Annotated in this window: 24 protein-coding genes and 1 pseudogene; 15 read left to right on the top strand and 10 right to left on the bottom strand. The window is 59.8% G+C overall.

Annotated features, from left to right (window positions below; all coding sequences use genetic code 11):
- Positions 1–17: 17 nt before the first annotated feature.
- Positions 18–449 carry a Cd(II)/Pb(II)-responsive transcriptional regulator gene (gene cadR / locus EIP75_RS14785; RefSeq protein ID WP_125244049.1) on the bottom strand — a complete coding sequence of 144 codons (432 nt, stop codon included), beginning with the start codon at positions 447–449 and terminating at the stop codon, positions 18–20.
- Between the two features lie 47 nt (positions 450–496).
- Between cadR and EIP75_RS14780 the strand changes: the two genes are divergently transcribed.
- Entirely contained in the window at positions 497–2,806 is a 2,310-nt protein-coding gene (locus tag EIP75_RS14780) for a heavy metal translocating P-type ATPase (protein ID WP_125244048.1), read from the top strand.
- Positions 2,807–2,812: 6 nt separating this feature from the next.
- Here the strand turns inward: EIP75_RS14780 and EIP75_RS14775 are convergent, their stop codons facing one another.
- Complete coding sequence (locus EIP75_RS14775; protein ID WP_125244047.1) at positions 2,813–3,067, bottom strand: hypothetical protein; 255 nt, start codon at positions 3,065–3,067, stop codon at positions 2,813–2,815.
- 370 nt (positions 3,068–3,437) lie between these two features.
- On the opposite strand from EIP75_RS14775, the gene EIP75_RS14770 reads away from it, so the two are divergent.
- From EIP75_RS14770 to EIP75_RS14750, 5 genes are all read left to right on the top strand, one after another.
- A complete protein-coding gene (locus tag EIP75_RS14770; RefSeq protein ID WP_125244046.1) occupies positions 3,438–4,616 on the top strand; it encodes a TolC family protein in 1,179 nt (392 codons plus the stop codon).
- Positions 4,617–4,620: 4 nt separating this feature from the next.
- The gene (locus EIP75_RS14765) at positions 4,621–6,213 is read left to right on the top strand and encodes an efflux RND transporter periplasmic adaptor subunit (RefSeq protein ID WP_125244045.1); all 1,593 of its coding nucleotides are present in this window, start codon (positions 4,621–4,623) and stop codon (positions 6,211–6,213) included.
- 38 nt (positions 6,214–6,251) lie between these two features.
- Positions 6,252–9,392: a CusA/CzcA family heavy metal efflux RND transporter gene (locus tag EIP75_RS14760; protein WP_125244044.1), complete on the top strand. Its 3,141-nt coding sequence runs from the start codon at positions 6,252–6,254 to the stop codon at positions 9,390–9,392.
- Between the two features lie 25 nt (positions 9,393–9,417).
- A complete protein-coding gene (locus tag EIP75_RS14755; protein ID WP_125244043.1) occupies positions 9,418–9,789 on the top strand; it encodes a hypothetical protein in 372 nt (123 codons plus the stop codon).
- Positions 9,790–9,863: 74 nt separating this feature from the next.
- The gene (locus EIP75_RS14750; protein WP_199758601.1) at positions 9,864–10,892 is read left to right on the top strand and encodes a DMT family transporter; all 1,029 of its coding nucleotides are present in this window, start codon (positions 9,864–9,866) and stop codon (positions 10,890–10,892) included.
- A 2-nt stretch (positions 10,893–10,894) separates the two neighbouring features.
- Here EIP75_RS14750 and EIP75_RS14745 read toward each other — a convergent pair.
- From EIP75_RS14745 to EIP75_RS14720, 6 genes and pseudogenes are all read right to left on the bottom strand, one after another.
- Positions 10,895–11,220: pseudogene (locus EIP75_RS14745) on the bottom strand (YnfA family protein).
- Entirely contained in the window at positions 11,186–13,546 is a 2,361-nt protein-coding gene (locus tag EIP75_RS14740; RefSeq protein ID WP_274379816.1) for a heavy metal translocating P-type ATPase, read from the bottom strand. Before EIP75_RS14740 ends, EIP75_RS14745 begins: the two are co-directional and overlap by 35 nt.
- 100 nt (positions 13,547–13,646) lie before the next feature.
- Positions 13,647–13,841 carry a DUF2933 domain-containing protein gene (locus tag EIP75_RS14735; RefSeq protein ID WP_476561142.1) on the bottom strand — a complete coding sequence of 65 codons (195 nt, stop codon included), beginning with the start codon at positions 13,839–13,841 and terminating at the stop codon, positions 13,647–13,649.
- A gap of 116 nt (positions 13,842–13,957) precedes the next feature.
- A complete protein-coding gene (locus tag EIP75_RS14730; RefSeq protein ID WP_125244040.1) occupies positions 13,958–14,317 on the bottom strand; it encodes a hypothetical protein in 360 nt (119 codons plus the stop codon).
- A 210-nt stretch (positions 14,318–14,527) separates the two neighbouring features.
- Complete coding sequence (locus EIP75_RS14725) at positions 14,528–15,943, bottom strand: heavy metal sensor histidine kinase (RefSeq protein ID WP_199758600.1); 1,416 nt, start codon at positions 15,941–15,943, stop codon at positions 14,528–14,530.
- Complete coding sequence (locus EIP75_RS14720) at positions 15,940–16,629, bottom strand: heavy metal response regulator transcription factor (RefSeq protein ID WP_125244139.1); 690 nt, start codon at positions 16,627–16,629, stop codon at positions 15,940–15,942. Before EIP75_RS14720 ends, EIP75_RS14725 begins: the two co-directional genes overlap by 4 nt.
- A 150-nt stretch (positions 16,630–16,779) precedes the next feature.
- Here EIP75_RS14720 and EIP75_RS14715 point away from each other — a divergent pair, with 150 nt between their 5' ends.
- From EIP75_RS14715 to EIP75_RS14680, 8 genes are all read left to right on the top strand, one after another.
- Positions 16,780–17,109 carry a hypothetical protein gene (locus EIP75_RS14715; protein WP_125244039.1) on the top strand — a complete coding sequence of 110 codons (330 nt, stop codon included), beginning with the start codon at positions 16,780–16,782 and terminating at the stop codon, positions 17,107–17,109.
- A complete protein-coding gene (locus EIP75_RS14710; protein ID WP_125244038.1) occupies positions 17,106–18,536 on the top strand; it encodes a TolC family protein in 1,431 nt (476 codons plus the stop codon). Before EIP75_RS14715 ends, EIP75_RS14710 begins: the two co-directional genes overlap by 4 nt.
- 14 nt (positions 18,537–18,550) lie before the next feature.
- Positions 18,551–19,963: a multicopper oxidase family protein gene (locus EIP75_RS14705; protein ID WP_125244037.1), complete on the top strand. Its 1,413-nt coding sequence runs from the start codon at positions 18,551–18,553 to the stop codon at positions 19,961–19,963.
- 27 nt (positions 19,964–19,990) lie between these two features.
- Positions 19,991–20,494, top strand: coding sequence for a cupredoxin domain-containing protein (locus tag EIP75_RS14700; protein WP_233584874.1), 504 nt, complete (start codon positions 19,991–19,993; stop codon positions 20,492–20,494).
- 2 nt (positions 20,495–20,496) lie between these two features.
- A complete protein-coding gene (locus EIP75_RS14695) occupies positions 20,497–20,985 on the top strand; it encodes a DUF411 domain-containing protein (protein ID WP_125244137.1) in 489 nt (162 codons plus the stop codon).
- A gap of 8 nt (positions 20,986–20,993) precedes the next feature.
- Positions 20,994–21,335, top strand: a complete 342-nt coding sequence (locus EIP75_RS14690) for a copper-binding protein (RefSeq protein WP_125244036.1) — start codon at positions 20,994–20,996, stop codon at positions 21,333–21,335.
- Between the two features lie 156 nt (positions 21,336–21,491).
- Positions 21,492–22,406 (top strand): hypothetical protein, encoded by a 915-nt coding sequence (locus EIP75_RS14685; RefSeq protein ID WP_125244035.1) that lies wholly within the window; start codon positions 21,492–21,494, stop codon positions 22,404–22,406.
- 109 nt (positions 22,407–22,515) lie between these two features.
- The gene (locus EIP75_RS14680) at positions 22,516–22,806 is read left to right on the top strand and encodes a CopK family periplasmic copper-binding protein (RefSeq protein WP_125244034.1); all 291 of its coding nucleotides are present in this window, start codon (positions 22,516–22,518) and stop codon (positions 22,804–22,806) included.
- Between the two features lie 34 nt (positions 22,807–22,840).
- Here the strand turns inward: EIP75_RS14680 and cueR are convergent, their stop codons facing one another.
- Together cueR and EIP75_RS14670 are read right to left on the bottom strand one after the other, a co-directional pair.
- Positions 22,841–23,287, bottom strand: coding sequence for a Cu(I)-responsive transcriptional regulator (gene cueR / locus EIP75_RS14675; protein WP_125244136.1), 447 nt, complete (start codon positions 23,285–23,287; stop codon positions 22,841–22,843).
- An 8-nt stretch (positions 23,288–23,295) separates the two neighbouring features.
- Positions 23,296–25,755 carry a heavy metal translocating P-type ATPase gene (locus EIP75_RS14670; RefSeq protein WP_125244033.1) on the bottom strand — a complete coding sequence of 820 codons (2,460 nt, stop codon included), beginning with the start codon at positions 25,753–25,755 and terminating at the stop codon, positions 23,296–23,298.
- 177 nt (positions 25,756–25,932) lie between these two features.
- Here EIP75_RS14670 and EIP75_RS14665 point away from each other — a divergent pair, with 177 nt between their 5' ends.
- Positions 25,933–26,187, top strand: a complete 255-nt coding sequence (locus EIP75_RS14665; RefSeq protein ID WP_125244032.1) for a heavy-metal-associated domain-containing protein — start codon at positions 25,933–25,935, stop codon at positions 26,185–26,187.
- Positions 26,188–26,194 lie beyond the last annotated feature (7 nt).

The raw sequence follows: 26,194 nt of genomic DNA, 5'->3' as shown, positions 1-26,194 counted from the left end.
TTTTCGCCTTGATCTGTTCAGCCCAGATGGGTGTTTCTCTCTGCTTTTGGTTCGGACTCCATGGCCGCCAGCCCTTGCAAGATGCCGCACGACTGCACGGCTTGCTCGCTATGACATCGCTGGCGCAAGGTGGCCAATTGCAGCTTGAGGTGGGTGAGTTCCCGTATGCGCTCATCGACGTGGGCAATGTGCTGATCAAAAACCTCGTTCACCGCGGCGCAGCCTTGCTCGGCCCGGTCAGCCAGACCCAGCAGGGTGTGGATTTCGTCGTGGCTCATGTCCAGCGCACGGCAATTGCGGATGAAGCGCAGGCGCTCGACGTGCTCGTGCCCATACACGCGGAAGTTGCCAGCCGTGCGGTCAGGTGCAGGCAGCAAGGCTTCCTTTTCGTAGTAACGGATGGTCTCGACCGTGCACTGCGCGACCTGGGCCAATTCACCGATTTTCATGAAGACTCCATAAACCTCTTGACTCTATAGTAGCTTCAGGTTGTGTAATGGGCAAAACGCTTCCTCAAATGCCCATGTCCACTCATCACGAACACCGTTCGCACGACGACCACAGTCACGGTGACGAATCTGGTTGCACGACGTCCCCTATCTCCGTGTCGCCTGTTGCCACTTGCGAGACGGCTTGCTGCAGCCATGACGTAAAGCCCGCTCCGGTGGCATTGGGCAAGCCTGTGGCCATGGGCGCGCGCGTACAAACGCCCATCCGCATCATGCAGATGGACTGCCCGACGGAAGAGGCCTTGTTGCGCAAGAAGCTGGGGAGCATGGCCGGTGTCTCGGGCATGGAATTCAACCTGATGCAGCGCGTGCTGACGGTGACGCACGAGCCTCAAGCCATTGAACCGATCCTGGACGCGGTCCGCTCCCTGGGCTTCACGCCGGAAATCGCCACGGGCACCGCATCCGATGCGGCTCTCACGCCTGAGCCAGCCAAACCCTGGTGGCCGCTCGCACTGGCGGGCGTGGCCGCCACCGCTTCTGAGGCGGTGCACTGGTTCGGTTTGCCGACATGGCTGGCCGCTTTGCTGGCGGTCACTGCCGTGCTGGCCTGCAGCATCACGACCTACAAAAAGGGTTGGGTGGCGATCCGCAATGGCAATCTGAACATCAATGCCCTCATGAGCATCGCCGTCACGGGCGCGTTGGTGCTGGGCCAGTGGCCCGAGGCGGCCATGGTGATGGTGCTGTTCACGGTGGCGGAGTTGATCGAGGCCAAGTCGCTGGACCGTGCGCGTCATGCCATCCAGGGCTTGATGCAACTGGCCCCGGAGCTTGCCACTGTCTTGCAGGACGACGGCAATTGGCTGGAGGTCCCGGTCAAATCGGTGTCTCTGCAGGCTCGTGTACGGATCAAGCCGGGCGAGCGCATCGCCTTGGACGGCACCATCGTCAGCGGGCGATCAACGATCAACCAGGCCCCGATCACCGGCGAGAGCCTGCCTGTGGACAAGACCGAGGGCGATGCCGTCTTTGCTGGCACCATCAATGAGTCGGGCTCGTTCGAATACCTCGTGACGGCTGCTGCGGGCGACAGCACTTTGGCGCGCATCATCCACGCGGTGGAGGAGGCGCAAGGTGCGAAGGCGCCGACGCAGCGTTTCGTCGATCAATTCGCCCGTGTCTACACGCCGGTGGTTTTCTTGATTGCATTGGCCGTGGCCATCCTGCCGCCTTTGCTCACAGGGGGCGCGTGGTTCGAATGGGTCTACAAAGCGCTTGTGCTGCTGGTCATCGCGTGTCCGTGTGCGCTCGTGATCTCGACGCCAGTGACCATCGTGAGCGGCTTGGCCGCCGCTGCACGCCAAGGCATCCTGGTCAAGGGCGGCGCTTACCTGGAAGAGGGGCGCAAGCTGGCTTGGCTGGCCCTGGACAAGACTGGCACCATCACCCATGGCAAGCCGATGCAGACCGACTTCCTTGTGCTGAACGGTCACAGCCAGACGGACGTCCGTGCCGTGGCTGCCAGCCTGGCCAATCGCTCCGACCACCCGGTGTCACGCGCCTTGGCCGCAGCGGCTCGACAAGAGGGCGTCGTTTTGCGAAATGTTGACGGTTTCGAGGCCCTGCCTGGCCGCGGCGTCAAGGGCGTCATTGATGGCCAGTCCTATCACCTGGGCAATCACCGTTTGATCCATGAGCAAGGCCGCTGCTCTGCTGAATTGGAGGCCCGTTTGACGGTGATGGAAGAACAGGGCAAAACCGTCATCTTGTTGACCGACGAGCATGCCGTGCAAGGCTTGTTTGCAGTCGCCGACACGGTCAAGGACAGCAGCCGCCAGGCCATCGCCGAGCTCCATGAGCTGGGCATCAAGACGGTCATGCTCACGGGCGACAATGCCCACACGGCCCGCGCCATCGCGGCGCAAGTGGGCATCGACGAAGCCCGAGGCGACATGCTGCCCGAGGACAAGCTCAAGGCGATCGAGGGCAAGATCGGGCAGGGCGGTTCGGTGGGCATGGTGGGCGATGGCATCAATGACGCGCCCGCCTTGGCGCGCGCCGACATTGGTTTTGCCATGGGCGCGGCGGGCACGGGCACCGCCATCGAGACCGCCGATGTGGCCCTGATGGACGATGACTTGCGCAAGCTGCCCCGCTTTGTGCGCCTGTCACGCCGCACCCATGCGCTGCTGGTTCAGAACATCGTGCTGGCCCTGGGCATCAAGGCGGTGTTCCTGGTCCTGACGCTGACCGGCCTGGGCACAATGTGGATGGCCGTGTTCGCGGACGTGGGGGCCAGCTTGCTGGTGGTGGGCAATGGCCTGCGTCTGCTCAGGGCCAATACGCCACACTGATCGGGTTCACATTTTCAACAGCCTGCCGATATACTGATTGCCATGCGTCGATTGATCGCCATCTTTCTGCTTGTACTGCTGCCGCTCCAGTCCGTCTGGGCGGCCATGGAGCCGTACTGCCTGCACGAAAGTGACCAGCGTCAGTCGCAGCATTTGGGACACCACGAGCATCAGCACCATGCTGATGCTGATGGCGATCACCATGAGCGCGGCGGGAGTGACGTCGGCAAGGCATCGGCGATGCTTGATCACGATCACCATTGCTGCGCGAGTGTTTCCTTGCTGCCAGCCGGTGTGCTGCTGCCTGGACCATTGCCGCAGGCTGAAGGGGTAGCCTCGCCTTTGGCAAGCTACGCTTCCTTCGATGCCACCCGCATCGACCGCCCCAATTGGCCCCTCTCGCGCTGAGTTGGCGAGACGGGTCTTTGCACATCTTCCTGATGTGATCCCGGCCATGTGAATAGGGTGGTTCACCACCTGGTTTTGACATGCGCCGCGTAGCCGAGGCACTCCAGCTGAGGCCTCACCCTGCTCGCCGAATCCCCCCTGCTCATTTGCGGAGAATTCGATGCGACGGTTTGATGTTTCCCGGGCGGTGCGCGCGGCGTGTGTGGCCCTGTGTGCTCCCTTCATGTTTCAAGCGGCTTGGGCTCAAGGTCTGAGCCTGGATGCGGCGCTGTCCATGGCACTGGCGCACCACCCTGATTTGCGCGCCTCGATGCTGGAGCGAGAAGCCAGCGAAGGGGCCACCCAACAAGCCGGTGCCTGGCAGAACCCCGAGTTGTCCACTTTGGTGGAAGACACACGGCAGGCCACGCGCACCACCACCATCCAGTTGAACCAGCCCATTGAACTGGGTGGCAAGCGCTCGGCGCGCGTCAATGCGGCGCGGGCGGCCCAAGGCCAAGCTGAGCTGGATGTGGCCGCGCGGCGCGCTCAGGTCAGATCCCAAGTGATGGCGGCGTTTTATGGCGTGGCCGTGGCGCAGGAGCGCGTGCGGCTGTCGGCCGAGTTGGGCCGCTTGGCCTCTCAGGCGCGTGAGGCCGCCTCCAAACGGGTGCTGGCTGGCAAGGTGTCTCCGGTTGAAGAGCTCAAGGCACAGGTCGCAGAGGCCCAGGCGCTGTCCGCCAACGCCGTTGCCCAAAGCGAGTGGCGTGCTGCGGGGTCTCAACTGCGTCAAGCGCTGGGTGATCCGAGCGCCAAATTCGAGCGCGTCGAGGTTGACATCGGGCGATTGCCTGCCGCTGGGCAGTGGGAGCCCCTGTCGCAGCGGCTGGAAGCCTCGCCGGGCATCGCCAGAGCACAACAGGAAATCGCACGCAGGCAAGCCCTGAGCGACCTGGAGCGGGCGCGCCGCATTCCGGATCTGACTTTGACGCTGGGCGCCAAGCGCGACCAGCAATTGGGTCGCGACCAGCCCATCGTGGGGGTGAGCCTGGTGCTGCCGCTGTTCGACCGCAACCAGGGGGCCATCCTGGAAGCCAGCCGCCGCGAAGACAAGGCCCGGGCCGAGTTCGATGCCTTGCGTGCCAGCTTGGAAGCGCAGGCCGTGCAGGCCCTGTCGCAACTGACCTCCGCCCTGACGCAGGCCCAGACGCTGCGCGACAAAGTGCTGCCTGCCGCGCGGCAAGCCTTCGCTGCCAGCACCAAAGGTTACGAGCTGGGCAAGTTCGGCTTCCTCGACGTGCTCGACGCACAGCGAACCCTTTTCGACGCAGAGACACAGGCGCTGAGCGCCGCCGCCCAGGCCCATCAAGCCGATGCCCGCTTGCTGGAACTGCTGGGCGAGCCCACCCCGACGAAAGACTGACACCATGAACACCCCCAAGAAAATCACCTCTCGGCTGGCCATCGCGGTCGTCTTGGCCCTGGGTTCGCTGCTGGGCTGGGCGATTCTTCAGAAAGACAAACCCCAGGCCACCGATGAGCATGGGCACGCTGAACACGCGGAGGCCAGCGGCCACAAGGATGACGAGCACCATGGTGGCGAGGCTGGCAAGCCGCACGCCGATGCCAAAGAGCATGACGATGATGAGCACCATGAGGCCGCAGCCGAGGCCAAGCCTTCCAAAGGCCCCCATGGCGGCCGCCTGTTCACGGCTGGCGGCTTTGGGCTGGAGGTCACCATCTTCGAGGATGGTGTGCCGCCCGAGTTCAGGCTCTACACCACGCTCGGCGGCAAGCCGCTGCCCCCAGCTCAGACCACAGTGAAGCTGACGCTGGAACGCCTGGGCCGTGAGCCCCAGGTGATCCAGTTCAAGCCGCAGGGCGATTTCCTGCGGGGCGATGCCGAAGTGGTCGAACCCCACTCCTTCAAGGTCAGCATCGAGGCCGCACAAGGTGGGCAGACCCATCGCTTTGGCTATGAGCAGGAAGAAGCCCGCGTCACCATGAGCGACGCTCAGTTGCAACAGGCCGGTGTCTTACTGGCCGTGGCAGGCCCGGCGCGCATCAACAGCCAGGTGGCGTTGCTGGGCGAGGTCCGCTACAACGGCGACCGCACCGTGCAGGTGGTGCCTCGCCTGGCTGGGATGGTCGAGGCCGTGCCCGTCAGCGCCGGTGACCGGGTCCGCAAGGGGCAGGTGCTGGCCGTGCTCTCAAGCCCGGCGCTGGCAGACCAACGCGCGCAGGGCTTGGCGGCGCAGAAGCGCCTGGCCTTGGCACGCTCAACCTTTGAACGAGAGAAGAAGCTCTGGCAAGACAAGATCTCGGCCGAGCAGGACTACCAGCAGGCGCGTGTGGCTTTGCAGGAGGCAGAGATTGCCGAGCAGAACATCCGGCAAAAGCTGGCCGACCTGAACGCCACGGCCACGAGTGGTGGCAACCTGACACGCTTTGAACTGCGCTCGCCCATCGAGGGCATCGTCACCGACAAGCGCATCACGGTGGGCCAGTCCCTGGGTGAGAGCGAAGCCGTGTTCACGGTCTCCGACCTGTCGTCGGTGTGGGTGGAAGCACCCGTGGCCACCAAGGACCTGGGCACCATCCGCTCAGGCATGGCGGTGCAGGTCAAGGCCTCGGGCTTTGAGGCACAGGCTGCAGGCACCATCACTTACGTCAGCGCGCTGGTGGGTGAGCAGACCCGGAGCGGCACAGCGCGGGTGGTCTTGCCCAACCCCAAGGGTCTGTGGCGCCCAGGTTTGCCGGTGCGCGTGGAGGTCACCTCGGGCGACGCCGAGGTCCCTGTGGCCATTCAGATGGACGCCATCCAGAGCGTGCGTGACTGGCAGGTGGTCTTTGGCCGTTACGGCCAGCAACTGGAAGCACGTCCCTTGGAACTGGGGCGCAGCGACGGGAAGGTGGTGGAGGTGCTCAGCGGCTTGAGTGCGGGCGAGCGGTATGCGGCCAAGAACAGCTTTGTGATCAAAGCCGAACTGGGCAAAGCCGGAGCCAGCCATGACCATTGAACACACGCCATTGCTTGAGCACGTCAAGGAGCCCCGCCATGTTTGAACGCATCTTGCGCTTTGCGCTGGAGCAGCGCTGGTTGGTGCTGCTGGCCACGCTGGCCGTCGCGGCCCTGGGGCTGTTCAGCTACCAGAAGCTGCCCATCGATGCCGTGCCGGACATCACCAACGTTCAGGTCCAGATCAACACCGAAGCCTCCGGTTACTCGCCACTGGAGGCGGAACAACGGGTGACCTTTCCCATCGAGACCACGATGGCTGGGCTGCCTGGCTTGCAAGAAGTGCGCTCGCTGTCGCGCTACGGCTTGTCTCAGGTGACGGTGGTTTTCAAGGACGGCACCGACATCTACTTCGCTCGCCAATTGGTCAATGAACGCATCCAGGAAGCGCGCGGCAAGCTGCCTGCTGGCCTGAGCCCCTCCATGGGGCCGATCAGCACAGGCTTGGGCGAAATCTACATGTGGACAGTGGAAGCCAAACCGGGTGCCCTCAAGCCTGACGGGAAGCCCTACACGCCCATGGACTTGCGCGAGATCCAGGACTGGATCATCAAGCCGCAACTGCGCAACGTGCCGGGCGTGACCGAGATCAACACCATCGGTGGTTACGCCAAAGAATTCCAGGTCGCGCCCGATCCGGCCAAGCTGGTGGCCCACGGCCTGAGCCTGGACGACCTGGTCACGGCCCTGGAGCGCAACAACGCCAACGTGGGCGCAGGCTACATCGAGCGGCGCGGCGAGCAATACCTGATCCGCGCGCCCGGCCAGGTGCAGGGCATGGCCGACATCGGCAGCATCGTCGTCAAGCAGGCGCAAGGCGTCAGCGTGCGCATCCGCGATGTGGCCGAGGTGGTGCTGGGCAAGGAGTTGCGCACCGGAGCGGCCACCGAGAACGGCCAGGAGGTGGTGCTGGGCACCGTGTTCATGCTGATTGGCGAGAACAGCCGGGATGTATCGCGTGCGGTGGACGAGCGCCTCACGCAGGTCAACAAATCGCTGCCTGCGGGCGTGATCGCCAAGACGGTCTACGACCGCACCGTGCTGGTGGACAAAGCGATTGCCACCGTCAAGAAGAACCTGTTCGAAGGCGCGGTGCTGGTCATCGTGATCCTGTTTGCTTTCCTGGGCAACTTCCGTGCGGCCTTGATCACGGCCATGGTGATCCCGCTGTCCATGCTGTTCACCTTCTCGGGCATGGTCAGCCAGAAGGTCAGCGCCAACCTCATGAGCCTGGGGGCGCTGGATTTCGGCATCATCATCGACGGGGCCGTGGTGATCGTCGAGAACTGCGTGAGGCGCCTGGCCCATGCCCAAGCCCACCATGGCCGTCCATTGACCCGAAGCGAGCGCTTTCATGAAGTGTTTGCTGCAGCTCAGGAGTCGCGTCGGCCCTTGCTGTTCGGGCAGCTCATCATCATGGTGGTCTACCTGCCCATCTTTGCCTTGACGGGTGTCGAGGGCAAGATGTTCCACCCCATGGCTTTCACGGTGGTGGTGGCCTTGCTGGGGGCCATGGTGCTGTCGATGACCTTTGTGCCAGCCGCCGTGGCCCTTTTTCTGACTGGCTCGGTCAGCGAGAAAGAAAACCGGCTGATGGTCTGGGCCAAGCGGGCGTATGAGCCCCTGCTGGACAAGGCCCTGTCGCGTCAGCCTTTGGTGCTGACCATCACGGCCGTGTCGGTAGCCCTGGCGGCGCTGATGGCCACCCGCATGGGCAGCGAGTTCATCCCCAGCCTGGACGAGCATGACATCGCACTGCACGCCTTGCGCATCCCCGGTACCAGCTTGAGCCAGGCCATCGAGATGCAAACGCAGCTTGAACGCACGGTCAAGTCCTTTCCGGAGGTGGACGCGGTGTTTGCCAAGCTGGGCACAGCCGAGATCGCCACCGACCCGATGCCGCCCAGCGTGGCCGACACCTTCGTGATGCTCAAGCCGCGTGACCAGTGGCCAGACCCCAAACGCTCCAAAGAGGATCTGATCAAGGCCATGCAAGTGGCGGTGATGAAGGTGCCCGGCAACAACTACGAGTTCACGCAACCCATCCAGATGCGTTTCAACGAGTTGATCTCGGGGGTGCGCAGCGATGTGGCCGTCAAAGTGTTTGGCGATGACATGGACACGCTCAATGAGACGGCCGAGCAGATATCCAAGGTGCTGGAGGCGGTACCTGGGGCTGAGGACGTCAAGGTGGAGCAAACCACGGGCCTGCCCATGCTGTCGGTACAGATCGACCGCGAGAAGGCTGCGCGTCTGGGCCTGAACGTGGGCGACATCCAGGACACGCTGGCCACGGCGCTCGGTGGACGAGAGGCCGGAGCCGTGTTTGAGGGCGACCGGCGCTTTGACATCCTGGTGCGCTTGCCTGAGACCTTGCGCAGTGACCTCGATGCCCTGGGGCAGTTGCCCATCCGCCTGCCAGCGAATGCATCGGGCGAGCATGCTGGTTTTGCCCGCCTGGGCGATGTGGCCACGATGGACTTGACGCCTGGCCCCAACCAGATCAGCCGCGAAGAAGGCAAACGCCGGGTGGTGGTCACCGCCAATGTGCGGGGACGTGACATCGGCAGCTTCGTCAATGAGGCCCGCAGCCAGATCGAGGCCAAGGTCAAGGTGCCTGCTGGCTACTGGACCGCCTGGGGCGGAACGTTTGAGCAACTGCAGTCCGCCTCCCAGCGTCTGGCCATCGTGGTGCCTGTGGCCCTGCTTTTGGTGTTTGTGCTGCTCTTTGCCATGTTTGGCGATGTCAAGGATGGCCTGCTGGTGTTCACGGGCGTGCCGTTCGCACTGACCGGCGGCGTGGCCGCGCTGTGGCTGCGGGACATCCCGCTGTCCATCTCGGCGGGCGTGGGCTTCATCGCCTTGTCGGGCGTGGCGGTGCTCAACGGCCTGGTGATGATCGCCTTCATCCGCAGCTTGCGAGAGAAAGGCATGGCTTTGGAGCCTGCCATTCGTGAAGGGGCCCTGACACGCCTGCGTCCGGTGCTCATGACGGCGCTGGTGGCCAGCCTGGGCTTTGTGCCCATGGCGGTGGCCATTGGGACGGGTGCCGAAGTTCAGCGACCACTGGCCACCGTGGTGATCGGCGGCATCTTGTCGTCGACCGTGTTGACCTTGTTTGTGTTGCCGCTGCTCTATCGATGGGTGCATCGCTCGGACGACTTAACCCCCGTGATCTGACTGTCTCAACTTGAAGGAGCTCATCATGCTGAAACTGAAAATGACGCTGGTCGCCATCGTTGCGACTTTGACCACAGCCTGTACGACAGGGCCGCAGGTGACGGCAGATGCCTACGCCAAAGGCTGGCGACGGGCGCAGATCCTGGCCGTTGGAGAGGATCAATTGGCAGTGCCATCCAGCAAGGAGGACTGTCGAAAGGCTGTGAGTGCCGATGCTGGGTACGATCGGTTTGCTTTGGCCTCCTACAGCTATGGGGGAAATCCCAACCTGAGGGCCAAGCGCATCGTGGCCATCCCCAATCAAGTCGATGTGGCTGTGGGTGATTGGGTTTATGTCAGCATCACGGATTGCCGCCTTGCGCTCAAAAAAGTGGACCCTCGAAATGTGGGCTATTGAGTCATGACAGACCTCTTATTTGAATCTGCTTGCCCATGATCCAAAAAATGCTCTCTCATCGACATGCGGGGATCATGTCGGCGCTGCTCGCCGCATTGTTGTTCGGTGTGAGCGCACCGCTGGCCAAGGTGCTGCTTGCTCAGACCAGCCCATGGCTGCTGGCGGCGCTGTTGTACCTGGGCTCGGGGATGGGCTTGTGGGTGGTACGTCGCCTCCAGCATGTTCAGCCGGTGACGCTGGCCTGGCGCGATTGGGCCTGGTTGGCAGGCGCCATCGTGACAGGAGGCATCGCAGCGCCCGTGCTGTTGATGACGGGGTTGGCAGGCATGTCGGCGTCTCAATCGTCCTTGTTGCTCAATGCGGAGAGTGTGTTGACCGCCGTGCTGGCCTGGGTGGTGTTCAAGGAGAACGTGGACCGGCGCATCGCGCTGGGCATGGCCGCCATCGTGGCCGGTGCCCTGGTGCTGAGTTGGCCAGGTGCAACTGCTGAGCACTCAGCCACTTCGACACTCTGGCCATCCTTGGCGGTGCTGGGGGCATGTTTAGGCTGGGCTGTGGACAACAACCTGACGCGCAAAGTCGCTTTGAACGACGCCGGCTTCATTGCCATGGCCAAAGGATTGAGCGCGGGCAGCACCAACCTGGTCTTGGCCGTGGCGCTGGGCGCTGGGTGGCCCGGTTGGGAGACCACATTGTCTGCGGGCTTGCTCGGGTTTCTCAGCTATGGAGCCAGCCTGACCTTGTTCGTCCTGGCGCTGCGACATCTGGGGGCGTCGCGCACAGGGGCCTACTTCTCCGTTGCGCCGTTCTTTGGCGCGCTGGTGTCTGTGCTGCTTCTCCACGAGCCTGTCACGGTTCAGTTGCTCGTCGCTGCGGCCTTGATGGCTTGGGGTGTCTGGCTGCACTTGTCGGAGGACCATGCGCACGAGCATGCGCATGAGGCCCTGGAACACGCGCATGAGCATGTTCACGATGCGCACCATCAACATGAGCACGATGGCCCTGTCGTGCCGGGTGTGCCGCACAAGCACGTTCATCGTCATCGCCCCATGAGCCACAGCCATGCGCATTTTCCGGATGCGCACCATCGGCACGGCCACTGACGTCAGGACGACGTTGGCTGAAACGCAATGAAGGCCTTCCCAGCCAGCGCCATGCAGGCCCAGACCGCTGTCCCAGCGGCTTGGGGTGATGCCATCCACTTGCCACAGCCACGCCAAGGCCCCGAAAATGTAGACATCACCACAGGCCGCGTAGGTTCGCCCGGCCGCCGTGGGGTGCAGCGTCGGCAGCCACGGAGAACAAACTCAGCGCTGTCGCAGCAGGCAGCAGGAGCCACATGGACTTGCCCTGCTTGAGTACCAGCGCTGGCAGATAGACCAGGATTTCAAGTGCGTCACTTTTTCTTGAAGCGCTGTAGCCGCAGGGCATTGCCAATCACCGACACGGAGCTCAGACTCATGGCCAGAGCCGCAATCAATGGGGACAGCAGCCACCCGGTCAGGGGATACAGCAAACCCGCTGCGATGGGAATGCCCAAGGCGTTGTAGACGAACGCGAAAGCCAGGTTTTGCTTCATGTTGGCCACGGTCGCCATGGATAGCATGCGCGCCGTGGCAATCCCTCTGAGGTCGCCTTTGACCAGGGTGATCTGGGCGCTGTTCATGGCCACATCTGTACCCGTTCCCATCGCGACACCCACATCCGCGCGAGCGAGTGCGGGCGCATCGTTGATGCCGTCACCGGCCATCGCCACCACACACCCCTCTTTCTGCAGGCGCTCGACCAGCAACAGTTTGTCTGCGGGCTTGACCTCGCCATGAACCTCATCGATACCCAACCTTGCGCCGACCGCTTTTGCTGTGGTCTGTCCGTCGCCTGTGGCCATCACTATCCGGATACCTGCCTCCCTAAGGACGGTCAGTGCCTCAGGAGTGCTTGATTTGATGGGGTCAGAGACAGCCAGTAAGCCGGCAATCTGGCCATTGACCGCCAGGTACATGACGCTGGCGCCCTCCGCGCGCAACGCTTCTGCCTGCGGCACAAGTTTCTCTACGGAAACCCCGATCTGTTGCATGAGGGTGGTGTTGCCCAGCGCCAAGCGATGACCATCTACCTCCCCTTGTACGCCAATGCCTGTGCCAGTTTCAAAATTGATCGGCTTGCCCAAGAGCAGGCCCTGTTCACGAGCTGCTCGCACGATGGCATCGGCAAGTGGATGCTCGCTCCCCTGATCGAGGCTTGCCGCCAACCTCAATACTTCGGTGGCGTCCCAGCCAGGGGCTGCCACCGCGCGGTCGTAGGCTGGCTTGCCTTCTGTGAGCGTGCCCGTCTTGTCCACGATCAATGCATTGACCTGACGCATGCGTTCGATGGCCGCAGCATCCCTGAACAAGACACCTTGCGTGGCTCCCTTTCCGGTGGCCACCATGATGGACATGGGCGTGGCCAGGCCCAGCGCACAAGGGCAGGCGATGATCAGCACAGATACCGCGTTGATCAGGCCGTACACCCAGCTCGGATCCGGCCCGAAGAATCCCCAGCCGAAGAACGTCAGGACCGCAATGCTGACCACGGCCATCACGAAGTAGCCAGCTACGACATCCGCCATGCGTTGCATGGGGGCCTTGGAGCGCTGAGCCTGGGCCACCAATTGCACGATCTGCGACAGCATGGTCTCTGACCCAACCCGCTCCGAGCGCATGATCAGCGCACCGTTGGTATTGAGCGTCGCGCCTATGACCTTGTCGCCCGATCGTTTGCTCACGGGAATGGGCTCACCAGTCAGCATGGATTCGTCCACGGCGCTCGCGCCTTCCTCCACGATGCCGTCCACGGGAACCTTCTCTCCGGGCCTCACGCGCAAGCGGTCCCCCACGTGGACATGGGACAACGGGACGTCTTCTTCGCTCCCGTCAGACATTAACCTCCGGGCTGTCTTGGGCGCCAAACCCAGGAGCGACTTGATGGCCGCGGAGGTTTGAGAGCGTGCTTTCAGTTCAAGTACCTGCCCAAGCAGCGTCAGAGAAATGATCACAGCAACGGCTTCGAAGTAAACCGCCACGCGTCCCATTGCCATGAAAGAAGCAGGAAAGACCTGTGGCGCAACGGTGGCCACGACGCTGTACCAGTACGCCGCACCGGTGCCCAGGCCGATCAATGTCCACATGTTGGGGCTGCGATGCACCACCGATAGCCAGCCCCGATAGAAGAAGGGCCAACCGCCCCATAGCACGATGGGTGTGGCCAGGAGCAGTTCCACCCAGCTTTGGACGGTCATGTCCATCAGCCTCAGGTTGTGTCCGAACATTGCCAGCACGAATACGACGGCAGTCAGTGGAAGCGTCCACCAAAAGCGCTGCTGAAAGTCACGCAACTCGGGGTTGTCGTCATCCAGGATGGGAAGCAAGGGCTCCAGCGTCATGCCGCACTTGGGGCAGTTGCCCGGGTGGTCCTGACGAACCTCCGGGTGCATGGGGCAGGTATAGGTGGCGCCTGTGAGTTGCTCCGAGGCTGGTAACTGAGGAGGACTTGCTTCAGCCTGCTGCGCCTCGTTCGGCAAGACGAACCGATCTGGGCTTGAGAGGAATTTGGCTTTGCAGCGTTCGCTGCAGAAGAAGAACATCTTGCCTGCGTAGCTCTCGGTCAGTGCCGATTGCTGCCTGATCGTCATGCCACAAACTGGATCCTTGACTTCGTCGTCAAGCAATGCGGTGCTATCGCTTGGTGAGTGGTGATGGCTGTGATTTTCATTCACGGGCAGCTCTCCAGCGGTGATTGGAAAAAGCGCGGCAGGAACCTTGGTGTCATGAAAGCATGGACCTCGTAGGCCGCTCCAAACTCATGTTGTATGCACTTCATCGGGTTGTCTTGCCAGAATCTGCCGATTCCTGTGGCGTGTCAGACCCGTGCTTTTGCCCTCCGTGACCGCCATGGCCATGCCCGAACAGGTGCATCAGTGGGCATGCCAATAACAACAGATAGGGCAGCTTACCCACGACATGCGACCAGTGCTCTCGCAATACGAAGAACGCCAGAATGGCGCCGACCATGATCAACGCTACGCCGACCGGGGACCTCAGAAACGATGGGCGTCCAGTGCTGCTTTGGTGAGGGGTGTGTGCGTTTGTCATTTGCGCTCCGTGTATTGCGAGTGTTTACGTGGAAATCACTTTTTCGTACCGGATGCCGGGCCCATGCCCATGCCGTCCTTCATCATTGGACAGCCGCTTTCCTTCATGGCTTTCATGTGCTCATTCATGGCTTCCTGGCGCTTCTTGAAGTCTCGGATCTTCATGATTCGCTGGATTTCGGCGTGGTGCTTTTCCATGTGGGCGTGCATGCCCATTGACTCGCCCATGGCCGACGAAGTCGATGCGCTTGGGGCAACAACTGACGCGGATGCCGACGCCGACGCCGCAGGGTGATGTGCCGAGTGATCTTCTGCCTTTGATTGTGCAAAGGCCATTCCGTTCAGTGCCAAAAAAACCAGGGCTGCGGCAGAGAAATTGCGTTGATTGACGATCATGCTGACTCCAGTATTCGCTAGGCGAACGGTTGTGGTGAGTTCAGCTTAGTGGCGGCACCTTTCATGCAGGTGAGCCGGAGATTACAGGTTTGTTATCTTGGTGTCATTGAGGCCATTAACGCCAGCCAGCTTGATCTAGATCAATGGCAGAGGGCGCGCATTGCGCGGCACCGGGTGCCTGGATGCCAATTCCACAACAGAACGAGCACGTCAGGCGTGGGTCGGGTTCGCCCTGTCGCCCACCGGGAAACTCAGCGTGAAGCAGGTACGCCCATGCTCTGAGGTGACGGCGACTTTTCCGCTGTGGGCTTCGACAATCGCACGGGTGATGGACAGACCCAGTCCTGCGCCGTCGCTGGATGGGTGAGCCCGAGCGGGGTCTGCACGGAAGAATCGATCGAACAACCTTGGTAAAACCTTGGGGTCGATGTCTTCGCCCGAATTGGCAACAGCCACCTCGATATAGGGCTCTGCTTTTCGCACGGAGATGCAAACGTCTCCGCTGCTCGGTGTGTGGCGAAGGGCATTTGACAGCAGATTGCTGACGGCCCTCCTGAACATCAGCCTGTCACCTGTGATCAGATCATCGCCCACAAGGTTGATGCGGATGGATTTTTCTTCCGCGACGGCATCGTAGAACTCTACGAGTTTCTGGATTTCTGATGACGCTTGAAAATGCTCCTTTTGAGGTATGGCAAAGCTGCGTTCAGTCTTGGCCAGAAAAAGCATGTCTGACACCATTCTGGCCAAGCGCTGAAACTCCTCGACGTTAGATGCCAGGGTATCTCGATAGGTCTCCGTGTCACGTTGCGATGACAGGACAACCTGTGTTTGCGTCATCAAGTTGCTGATAGGTGTGCGCAGTTCATGCGCCAGATCGGAGGAGAAATCTGACAAACGCTGAAAATCACTTTGCAGCCTGTCCAACATGCTGTTGAGTTCCTTTGCCAGATCGGCCATCTCAATGGGAACTGAGCCGACAGGCATCCGCTCGTCAAGTTGCCTCCCGGAAACTGTCGCAGCACGCGATTTCATCGCCCTCAACGGAGCAAGACCCTGGTGGGCAGCAAACCAACTGAACATGCCGCTGGCGATCATCGCAAGTACCGTGTAAATCGCCAAGGTTCGGCCGAGTTGGGCGATGAATTCGTCGTGGTGTTTCGTGTCAATGGCCACAACAACGTCAAGGGCGTTGGTGGGGTCGTATCCAGGGCTTTGCTGCATGCGAAGCGCCCGGTATTCCCGCCCTTGACTCTGCCACCTTTGAATCACCTGCTCGTCAGGCTGGCTCAGCCCCGGCGCCACTTGCCCAGGCGGAGAAAACCGATCTGAACTATAGAGTGTTGATCCGTCAATGCCTTTGGCAGAGATGTACATGCCGTGGTGGTGATTCAAGGCCTCGCTCAATCTTTTGCGGGCGTCATCTTGAGAGCGCGACTTCGTTAGGATGTCCTTGATGAGGAGTTGCTTGTCACTGAGGGTGAAGCGGTCCAAATCGATGAAATGCTGGTCTGCAGCGTACATAAGCAGGCTGCCCAAGCCCAGCACAATGCACACGGACGTCAAGGTGAAGAACAATGTCAAGCGAGCGGTCAGTGACAACGCCTTCAGTCGTTCGATCTTCACTGTGCAGACCTTCCAGGCTCTTCGAGAACGTACCCCATTCCTCGTACTGTTTGAATCAACTTGATGTTTTGGCCTTCGTCGATTTTGACCCTCAGCCGCCGAATGGCCACCTCGATCACGTTTGTATCGCTGTCGAAGTTCATGTCCCACACTTGCGATGCGATGAGAGAACGCGGCAGCACCTCACCTTGTCGCCGCATCAGTAGCTCCAGAAGACCGAACTCTTTGGCCGTCAAGTCGATCCTCACGCCACCTCTGGTCACGCGTCGTCGCAAGAGATCCATCTCAAGATCAGCAACGCACAACGTTGGGCCGTCACCATGCTGCCGCCCCCTGCGCAGGATGATTCGAACCCGCGCCAGCAACTCCGCGAACGAGAACGGTTTGATGAGGTAATCATCGGCGCCCAACTCCAGCCCTTTGACACGATCCTCGACTTGATCGCGGGCTGTCAAAAATAAGACAGGCATTTCCAGGCCCTGCTGACGCAAGGTGCTCAGCACTTGCCACCCGTTGAGACCTGGCAGCATGACGTCCAGGATCACCAGATCGTGCGCACCGTGTTTGGCGAGGTGAATCCCGTCGGGGCCGTTGGTCGCCAGATCGACAACAAACCCTGCTTCGCTGAGCCCTTGGCGCAGGTACTCCCCGGTCTTTGGTTCGTCTTCTACGATCAAGATGCGCACGGTGATCTCCAGTTCCTGCCAGCGCATGAGTTTGCCGCCATTCTGACGTGCGTTTCGCAGATGACAAAACTGTCATCTGCGAAACAGGTTCTCGACAGGCTGACCTGAGCACAATGGCAGCTTGAAATCACAGCTTGCCAAGAGGAAGACATGCTATTGGCCCAATCGTCCTATGTTGTTCGCCCCGCACTGGGTCTGGTGCTGTTAGCCATGGGGGGGCTGACCCAAGCCCAGCAGCCTGCCAGTGCTGAACCAATCGCGCCACCTGAATTCAAGGTGACCTACCGATCCCCTATTGGCAGCTACCAGGGCTTTTCCGATCCGGTTCTCGCGGCCTGGAAAGAGTCCAACGACTTGGTCGGTCGCATTGGTGGTTGGCGAGCTTACGCACGAGAGTCGCGTGGTGGTCCCAACATCAAACCGAGCAGCGAGTCTGAACGCGATGATCCGCACGCAGGTCATGGGGAGAGCCGTCGATGAAAAGGCTGTTCAATCGAGTACCGCTGAGAGCGGGTGTCGCTGCGATCGGTTTGGGTGTTCTCTCGGGTTGTGCGAGCATCGACATTGGTCAATCGGTCAAGCGCATCAACGACGAAACCTCGGGCTTCACGCAGGGGAATCTGTCGCTGGCGACGAACGATTCTGAAAAGACAAAACTCCGCGGACGAGCCCACTCTCTGTTGGAAAAGCCTTTGAGCCAGTCGCAAGCAGTGGAGTTGGCGTTGGTCAATAGTCCTTCCATGCAAGCCCTGCTGGCGCAGAGTTGGGCTGAAGCAGCTCAGACGGCTCAGTCAGGCCGCATCGCCAATCCGGTGTTCAGTTTTGAGCGCTTGCGCGCTGGCGATGAGCTGGAGTTGGGGCGCGCTTTGTCCTTTGGCTTGCTTGATCTCATCTCTCTACCTTGGCGACAGAGTGCTGCCAGCCGACGAATTGAACAAGCACAGGTAAAGCTGGCTGCAGACGTTGTGGACCAAGTGACCTTGGTCCGCCAGGCATGGGTCCGTGCCGTGGCCGCTCAACAGACGCTCAAGTACGCCGAACAAGTCTATGAGGCATCGCAAGCAAGCGCAGAACTGGCGCAGCGTATGCAAGCGGTCGGCAACTTCAACCGTGTTTCGCGCGCCAGGCAGCAGGCCTTCTATGCCGATGCAGCAACCAGGCTGGCCTCTGCAAGCCATCTGAATACGGCGGCCAGAGAGGAGTTGGTGCGTCTGCTTGGTTTGAACGATGCCCAAGTCGATCAGTTGAGGCTTCCAGATCGTCTCCCCGACCTGCCCAAGGAACCAGTGAATCCGAAGGCATTCAGTGCGCAGGCGTCTCAATCCCGACTGGACATTCGCTTGGCCCAGAGTAATTTCGATGCGTATGCCAAGGCTCAGGGTCTTGAACTGGTGAACTCGTTTACCGATATCGAGTTGACCGCGCGCAGGAACACCAAATTTGATAACGCAGCGGGAACAAGTTCTTCCGCCAGAGGTTATGAGTTGGCCTTGCGGCTGCCAATTTTTGACTGGGGTGGCATGCAGCGCGACGCCTTCAATGCGCGAACTTTGGCGGCAGCCAATCAGCTTGAAGCTGTCACTCGCTCAGCAGGCTCCAATTTGCGAGAGAGCTATTCGGCATATCGAGCTGCTCACGACGTCGCCAGGCATTACAGAGACGAGGTTCTGCCTCTGCGCAAAGTCATCTCGGATGAGAACCAGCTTCGCTACAACGGCATGCTCATCGGTGTATTCGAGCTGCTGGCCGACTACCGGGATCAAGTCGAAACGGTTATTGCTGCCATTGATGCTGAACAACAGTTCTGGTTGGCCGACGCCGCGATGCAGGCATCTCTGATCGGGCGCCCCACCAGTACCACCTTGTCCGTCGGCGGCGCAGCTCCCAGCGCCGGTGGCGGTCACTGATCAAAGGAACAAAGATGTCGTCAAGAAGAGATTTTTTCAGGATGGCTGGCATTGCTGGTGGCGCCGTGGCAGCCAGTGCCGTCAGTCGCGTAGCGATGGCCGCTTTGCCTGAGCCGGTGATTCAGACCAGTTCGGACACCATGGCTCCTCTCGTTCCTGAAACAGGGCGTTCTTACAACCCTGTGGTGACCTTGAATGGCTGGACTTTGCCTTGGCGGATGAACCAAGGCGTCAAGGAGTTCCATTTGGTTGCCGAGCCAGTGGTGAGAGAGATGGCGCCAGGCTTCAAGGCACACCTGTGGGGGTACAACGGGCAAAGCCCGGGGCCCACCATTGAGGTGGTTGAAGGCGACCGTGTTCGGCTTTATGTCACCAATCGGTTGCCTGAGCACACGAGCATCCATTGGCATGGACAGCGGCTGCCCAACGGCATGGACGGTGTGGCCGGTTTGAATCAGCCCGCCATTCCCGTTGGGAAAACCTACGTATACGAGTTCGTGGCACGTCGTCCAGGAACGTTCATGTATCACCCCCATGCCGATGAAATGACCCAGATGGCCATGGGCATGATGGGGTTTTGGGTCACGCACCCGAAGAACAAGCACCCGTTGATCGATGAGGTCAACAGAGACTTCTGCTTCTTGCTCAATGCTTTTGACATCGATCCGGGCAGTTACACCCCCAAGACGATGACCATGCTTGACTTCAATCTGTGGGCGTGGAACAGCCGCATCTTTCCCGGGGTCGACTCGCTCAACGTTCGACTCAACGACAAAGTGCGCATCCGGGTTGGCAATCTCACGATGACGAACCACCCCATCCATTTGCATGGACATGAATTCTTGGTGACAGGCACCGATGGTGGCCCGACGCCGAAGAGCACTCGCTGGTACGAGGTGACCACCGACGTTGCCGTTGGGCAAATGCGGCAGATCGAGTTTTTGGCCGATGAGGAGGGGGACTGGGCTTTTCACTGCCACAAGAGCCATCACACCATGAACGCCATGGGGCATGACGTTCCAAATCTGATTGGTGTGGATCACCGTGGCGTTGCCAAAAAGATCAAGGGCCTTTTGCCTGAGTACATGGTCATGGGCGAGCGTGGGATGGCCGACATGACCGAGATGGAAATGCCGATACCTGACAACACGGTACCCATGATGACTGGCGAAGGGCCTTTTGGCTCGGTCGAGATGGGCGGCATGTTCAGTGTGCTCAAGGTTCGCAAGAACCAAAAGCATGGCGATTACAAGGACCCTGGTTGGTTCAAGCATCCTGCAGGCACCGTGGCACATGAATATACCGGCCCCTTGAGTGAGCCTGCCAGATTCAAGTCTGAAGGTGGGCAATCTATGCCCCGGGCCAAGAAGCCTGACAAGGCTGTCGAGGTGCGAGCCCGCAAGCCGACGTCTCACAGCGATCACTGATTCTCAACCTCTTGATACGGATTTTTCATGATGAACAAACGTCGATTCGCCACCCACTTCATTGCTGCAACTTGCTTGACGCTGTCCGCTTCCGCATTTGCTGGGGGAGACCATGCGCATGACCATGGTGCAGGAACCCAGGCCGCTGAAGAAACCGCCATTGGCGAGCCTGGTCGGGCATCGAAAGTCACCAGAACGATCAAGGTTTCGATGAGCGACAAGATGCGATTTGAACCTGCATCGATTCAAGTCAAGCAGGGCGAAACAGTGCGCTTCGTCGTCAGAAACGCAGGCCAGATCAAGCACGAGATGAACCTGGGGACCGAAAAGGAACTTTTGGAGCATTTGGAGGTGATGAAGAAGTTCCCGAACATGGAGCACGACGAGCCCAACAAGGTGACCATTGCGCCTGGGCAGCAAGGTGAAATCGTCTGGCAGTTCACTAAAGCCGGGACAGTGAATTTCGCATGCTTGGTTCCTGGTCACTACGAGGCGGGCATGAAGGGCAAGGTCCAGGTTTCGAAGAAATGATCATGCGAGACCAATCTGTATCTCCATTGCGCTCTAGGCGCAAAGTGCTGATGGCGGCCTTGTCATTGGCATGTACGCCGACGATTTGGGCGGCCTCAGAGACTGCGGAGCGAACACCAATCAAGGTGTGGAAAGATCCCAACTGCGGCTGTTGCAAGCTGTGGGTCTCGCACCTTGAGCACAATGGCTTCGTCGTCACCGTGGTGGATGAGGGCAACAAGGCCGCGCGTGCCACCCTTGGGATGCCGGAGCGGCAGGCATCCTGTCACACGGCTGTGGTGTCCGGCTATGTGATCGAGGGGCACGTCCCTGCGCGCGATATCCGCCGGTTGCTCAAAGACAGGCCACATGCCCTGGGTTTGGCTGTGCCTGGCATGCCTGTCGGATCTCCTGGGATGGATGGGCCTGACTTTGATGGTCACCGCGATCCATACCAAGTGCTGCTGATCCGCAAAGACGGATCGGTTCTGGTTTTTAACTCTTATTCATGAGGTCAACAATGAACGTCATTGCTAAATTTTTAGCCGTATCGGCTTGTGCCATCGGCATCGCTTCTCCACTTGCTTCATTCGCTCAAGCTGCCATGGACCATTCGAAGATGGAGTCCGCGCAGGCTCCCGCAATGACCGACGGCGAGATCAAGAAAATTGATCAGACCAACGGCAAAGTCACCATCAAGCATGGTGACATCAAGCACCTGGACATGCCAGGCATGACCATGGTGTTTACCGCCAAAGACAAGAGCATCTTGTCCAATCTCAGGCCTGGTGATCAGGTGAAATTCATGGTCCTCAGCGAGGGTGGGAAGATGATCGTGACGGAAATTAAAAATGCGCCTTGACGAAAGTGTTAAATCACGTTAGGTGCCAGGCTTGTTGAGTTAGCGTTGACTGTCTGTGCTCGGTGGTGTTTTTCCGAGATCGATTCAATCGGGCTTTGCTTGGGCTATTTATCTGATCGGGTTGGTTGGTTAGAGGATCGCCCATAGTCCAATTCAGTGCCCGCTCAGCTGAAGATGGTTTTTGGCCTGATTTGGGAATGCTTTTGGTTTGGGGCTGTGGTGAAGAGCTATCTTCTTTTTCTTCGGTATGCATTGAAAAACTGGTTATCGAAAGAAAAATTGGTGGACGAGAGCTCAGCGTTTGATGTGTCCCTCACTTCACACGGAGATCGTGTCAACAGGGTTCATTTGGCGATCGAATCTGCGTGCAGCGGAATTAAGCCCAGAAGAGTCATTCTGTTCTTGTCTCGGGAAGATTGGCCGGGGCGATTGCCGAAATCGTTGACGCGTTTGTGTCATCGTGGATTGGAGGTGATAACCTGCGAAAACGATGGGCCTCACAAAAAGCTGCAACCTTATCTGCAGATGAATGCCTCTTTCGTTCGACCTTTGATCACCATTGACGACGATGTTTTTTACGAACATCTTGCTTTCAAGCATCTTTTTGATGCCTGGTTGAGCGATAAGGCCGTTATTCATTGTTTGCGCGCTCGGTCTGTCTTAACGAATGGCGATGCATTGATGCCCTACATCGCATGGCCGCTTTGCAATAGCAGTGCCCCCTCCCATCTTAATTTCTCCACTGGGGTAGGTGGCGTACTTTACCCACCTGATTTTCTGCTTCTGCTCAAGCGAGTCGGACTCGGTTACCGGGCGACGTGTCCTGATGCGGATGATATTTGGGTTAACGCGTGTGCTGTGCGCTCCGGATTTCGTGTCAGGCAAGTTTTCAATGCTCCCTCACGCAGACCAGATATACCTGGGTCCAGAGGTACTGCCTTGTTCAAAAAGAACATCCGTTTGGGCGGCAATGATGCGCAATTGGCAAGGGTCTATGACAAGTACATTATTTCAATAATGACGGATGAGTTTTCAAGAAGTTTTAATATTGAAGAGATGCTGTCAAATTAGTCATCGCGACGTCATGTCTTTGTAAGGTGATGGCGGTTAAATTGCGTGTTGTGGTCTTGTATATTTTATTCGAAGGCCACATCTTTGCAAATTTCTAGGAAGAAACACCATGAAAAATTCTACCTCGTTGATCACACTTGTCGCCTTGATTGGATTTGTCGGATCTGTTTATGCTGGTGATGCGGCAAAAAATCAGGCCGCTGCTACGCATCAACTGAAAGATGGTGGCACGCTTTACCTTTTCAAGGATGGAAAAATGGCGAAGGAAAGTAAGTATGGGAAAGCCGTTTACATGAAAAAAGGGGAAACGTTAGAAACCGTCGACGGGAAGAAGATAGTTGCGAGCAGCAACGAGGTGGCAAGGCTTGGCATCCTGATCAGCGAAGGACACCTGGATTGATTGGATGATGCGTTGCTTGCCCACATCGTCCAGGTCAACTTTGCCGACCTGACCGCAGCCCGCTACGCGCGGGCTTCGTTTCGCTTTGGGCATGTGGGGTTGCCAGGATATCGAGGATCGGACAGTCCGGTCTGTCATCACCATGGCAGCAATGAACGAGGTGTTCAAGGGTGGCCTTCATGGCAAGCAGTTCCTGGAGCTTCTGGTTTAACTCCTGCAGATGGGCCTGGGCCAGCGCCTTTACCTGGCGGCTTGGGCGTCGACGGTCTTGCCACAGTCCCAGCAGTTCGCGGATCTGATCCAGCGAGAACCCGAGGTCTCTGGCTTGCCGAATGAAGCGCAAGGTGCCGACCTCCTTGTCGGTGTACTGGCGGTAACCTGCATCGGTTCGCAAAGCGCCGGGGAAGAGCCCCACGCTTTCATAGTGCCGGATCATCTTGGCCGACACGCCAGAGGCCTTGGCTGCTTCTCCGATGTTCATGTGTTCGCTCATGCAGCGGCTCCTTGTGAATTGACGGTGGCAGGCTTGGTGTGCTGTGGCAACTCGTTTTCCATCGCACCCCGCCAACGGCGCAGCAAGAGCGCATTGGCGATGACGCTGAGGCTGCTGAGCGCCATGGCGGCACCCGCGATGACGGGGTTGAGCATGCCCAGTGCCGCCAGTGGGATGCCCAGGACGTTATAGGCAAAGGCCCAGAACAGCCCCTGCTTGATCTTGGCATAGGTTCGCCGCGACACATCCAGGGCGTCGGCCACCAGCCTGGGGTCGCCGCGCATCAGCGTGACGCCTGCGGTCTCGGTTGCCACGTCAGCACCTCCGGCCATCGCAAAACCGCAAGATGCTGCAGCCAGGGCAGGGCCATCGTTCAGGCCATCACCCACGAAGGCCACGACCTCACCGCTGGCGCGCAAGGCTTGCACGATGGCCGCTTTGTCGCTGGGCAGCACCTCCGCTCGCACATCGAGAATACCCAGGGCCTGCGCGACCGCATCAGCGCTGCCCTGGTTGTCGCCGGTCAGCATGAGGGTTTTGATGCCCAGTTGGTGCAGGTTTCTCACCGCTGCAGCTGCCGTGGGCTTGACGGTGTCTCCGAAGGCCATCAGCCCCAACAGTTCAAAGCCGCCTGCGTTTTGCTGCACAAGCCATGACAAGGTCCGTCCTTGCCGCTCCAACACATCGGCTTGCGTGCCGAGCGCACCTGCATCCACCCCCAGTTCATTCAAAAGTCTGGTGTTGCCCAGCATCAACTTGGCTCCCCTCACCATGCCCTCGACGCCCCGGCCCGCCAGTGCCTTGGCATCTTGCACAGAGGGGATGGTGAGGCTGGCGTCGCGGGCGTGGGTGGTGACTGCCAGTGCCAGCGGATGGCTGCTTGCTTGTTGCAACGCTGCGGCCAGAGCGACCACTTCGTCAATGCCTGACCCTTCGGCCGGGACAACGGCTACCAGCGTCGGCTTGCCTTCCGTCAGTGTGCCTGTTTTGTCGAACGCCACGACGGTCACCGAATGCGCGATCTCCAATGCCTGAGCATCCTTGATGAGGATGCCTCGGCGTGCGGCGGCACCTGTTCCGACCATGATCGCCGTGGGTGTGGCCAGGCCCAATGCACATGGGCAGGCGATCACCAGCACGGCCACGGCGTTGATCAAGGCATGCTCCCAGTCTCCGTTGATGCCAAGCCAAGCCAGAAAGGTGAGTAGCGCGACCCCCAACACCACGGGAACGAACACGGCGCTGACACGGTCCACGATGCGCTGGATGGGTGCCTTGCCCGCCTGGGCCGACTCGATCAGCCGGATGATGCGTGCCAGGGTTGTTTCGGCACCGACGGCCTGCGTCTTGACAATCAACATGCCCTCGGCGTTGATGGCCCCGCCGGTCACCTGATCACCCACTTGTTTGGCGACAGGCAGGCTTTCGCCTGTGATGAGCGATTCATCCACATGGCTGCGCCCCTCAATGATTTCGCCATCAACGGGCACGCGGTCACCCGGGCGTATGCTCACCAGGTCACCGACCCTCACGTCGGCCACGGGCATTTCGACGTCAACGCCATCGCGTCGAACCAGTGCCGTGCTCGGCCGCAAGGCGTTGAGAGAGCGAATCGCGTCCGTGGTCTGCCGCTTTGCGCGATCTTCCAACCACTTGCCCAGGAGAACGAGCGTGATCACTGCAGCCGAGGCTTCGAAATAGAGGTGCGGCATGCCGTGCTGTGAATGCCGCATCAGAAGGTAGACGGACAGGCCGAAGGCTGCGGACGTGCCAAGCGCAACCAGCAGGTCCATGTTGCCGGCCTTGGCCTTGACGGCCCGCCATCCTGCCCGGTAGAAGCGCCAGCCCAGCCAGAATTGCACCGGCGTGGCCAGTGCGAGTTGCAGCCAGCCATTGAGCATCCAGTCGATCCCCACCAACTGCAGCACCATGGGCAATACCAGTGGCAAGGTTAAAACAGAAGCGATCGCCACGGGCCCCCATGTCGGCAGGGTGTTGGGCTTTGCGGGCTCGGCTTCCTGCTTCAATTGAGTCACATAGCCTGCCTTGGTGACGGCTGCCACGAGAGATGCGGGTGGGATCGTGGAGAGTGCACGCACGGCGGCCTGTTCGGTTGCCAGGTTGACGGAGGCCAACAAGACGCCGGGAACCTTGAGCAAGGCTTTTTCCACCCGGGTGACGCAAGAGGCGCAGGTCATGCCCTCGACATGGAGGGCCACATCGGTGGTCTTCAGGTCGTAGCCGGCCTCGCGGACGGCTGCGCTGAGTACCTCAAGGTTCACAGATGGGTCCGCTTGGACCGAGGCCACTTCGGTGGCCAAATTGACGTTGGCGCTTTGCACACCAGCCGTTGCCTTGAGCGATTTTTCTACCCTGGACACACAAGAAGCGCAAGTCATCCCCGAGATGGGGATGTCGATTCGGAATGTGGCCAGCGGCTTTTGCGGGGAGATCATGGTGTGCCCGTATAGGTGGTTGATGTTTGTCGTGGATCCTCAAGCTTCCCATCGTGGGAATGTAAAGCCGTGTGGCAGTTACATGCGTTAACTGCGGGGTTATTGAAAACAGGTGCTTGACCTTCCTGCTGTAGGAAGCTTGAAAGTGAATCCACCCCAAACCAATCGGAGTTTCTGATGATCACTTTTGAAGTCAAGGACATGACTTGCGGCCATTGCGTCAGCACCATCACCAAGGCGGTGCGGGCCGTCGATAAAGAGGCCACCGTACGGATCGAGTTGCAGTCGCACCAAGTCCAGATCGAACCCACAGAGGCGGATGCAGATGAACTTCGCGACGCAATCCAGGAGGCTGGCTACACCCCTGTGGTGGTGACAAATGGGCCGCTCAAACCCGAGAAGGCCAGTCGAGGTGGCTGTTGTTGTGGGTGATGGCGTG

Source organism: Aquabacterium soli, assembly GCF_003933735.1.
Taxonomy (GTDB): domain Bacteria; phylum Pseudomonadota; class Gammaproteobacteria; order Burkholderiales; family Burkholderiaceae_C; genus Aquabacterium; species Aquabacterium soli.
The sequence above is the reverse complement of the archived record's forward strand: the minus strand, read 5'-3'. Positions and strand labels throughout refer to the sequence as shown.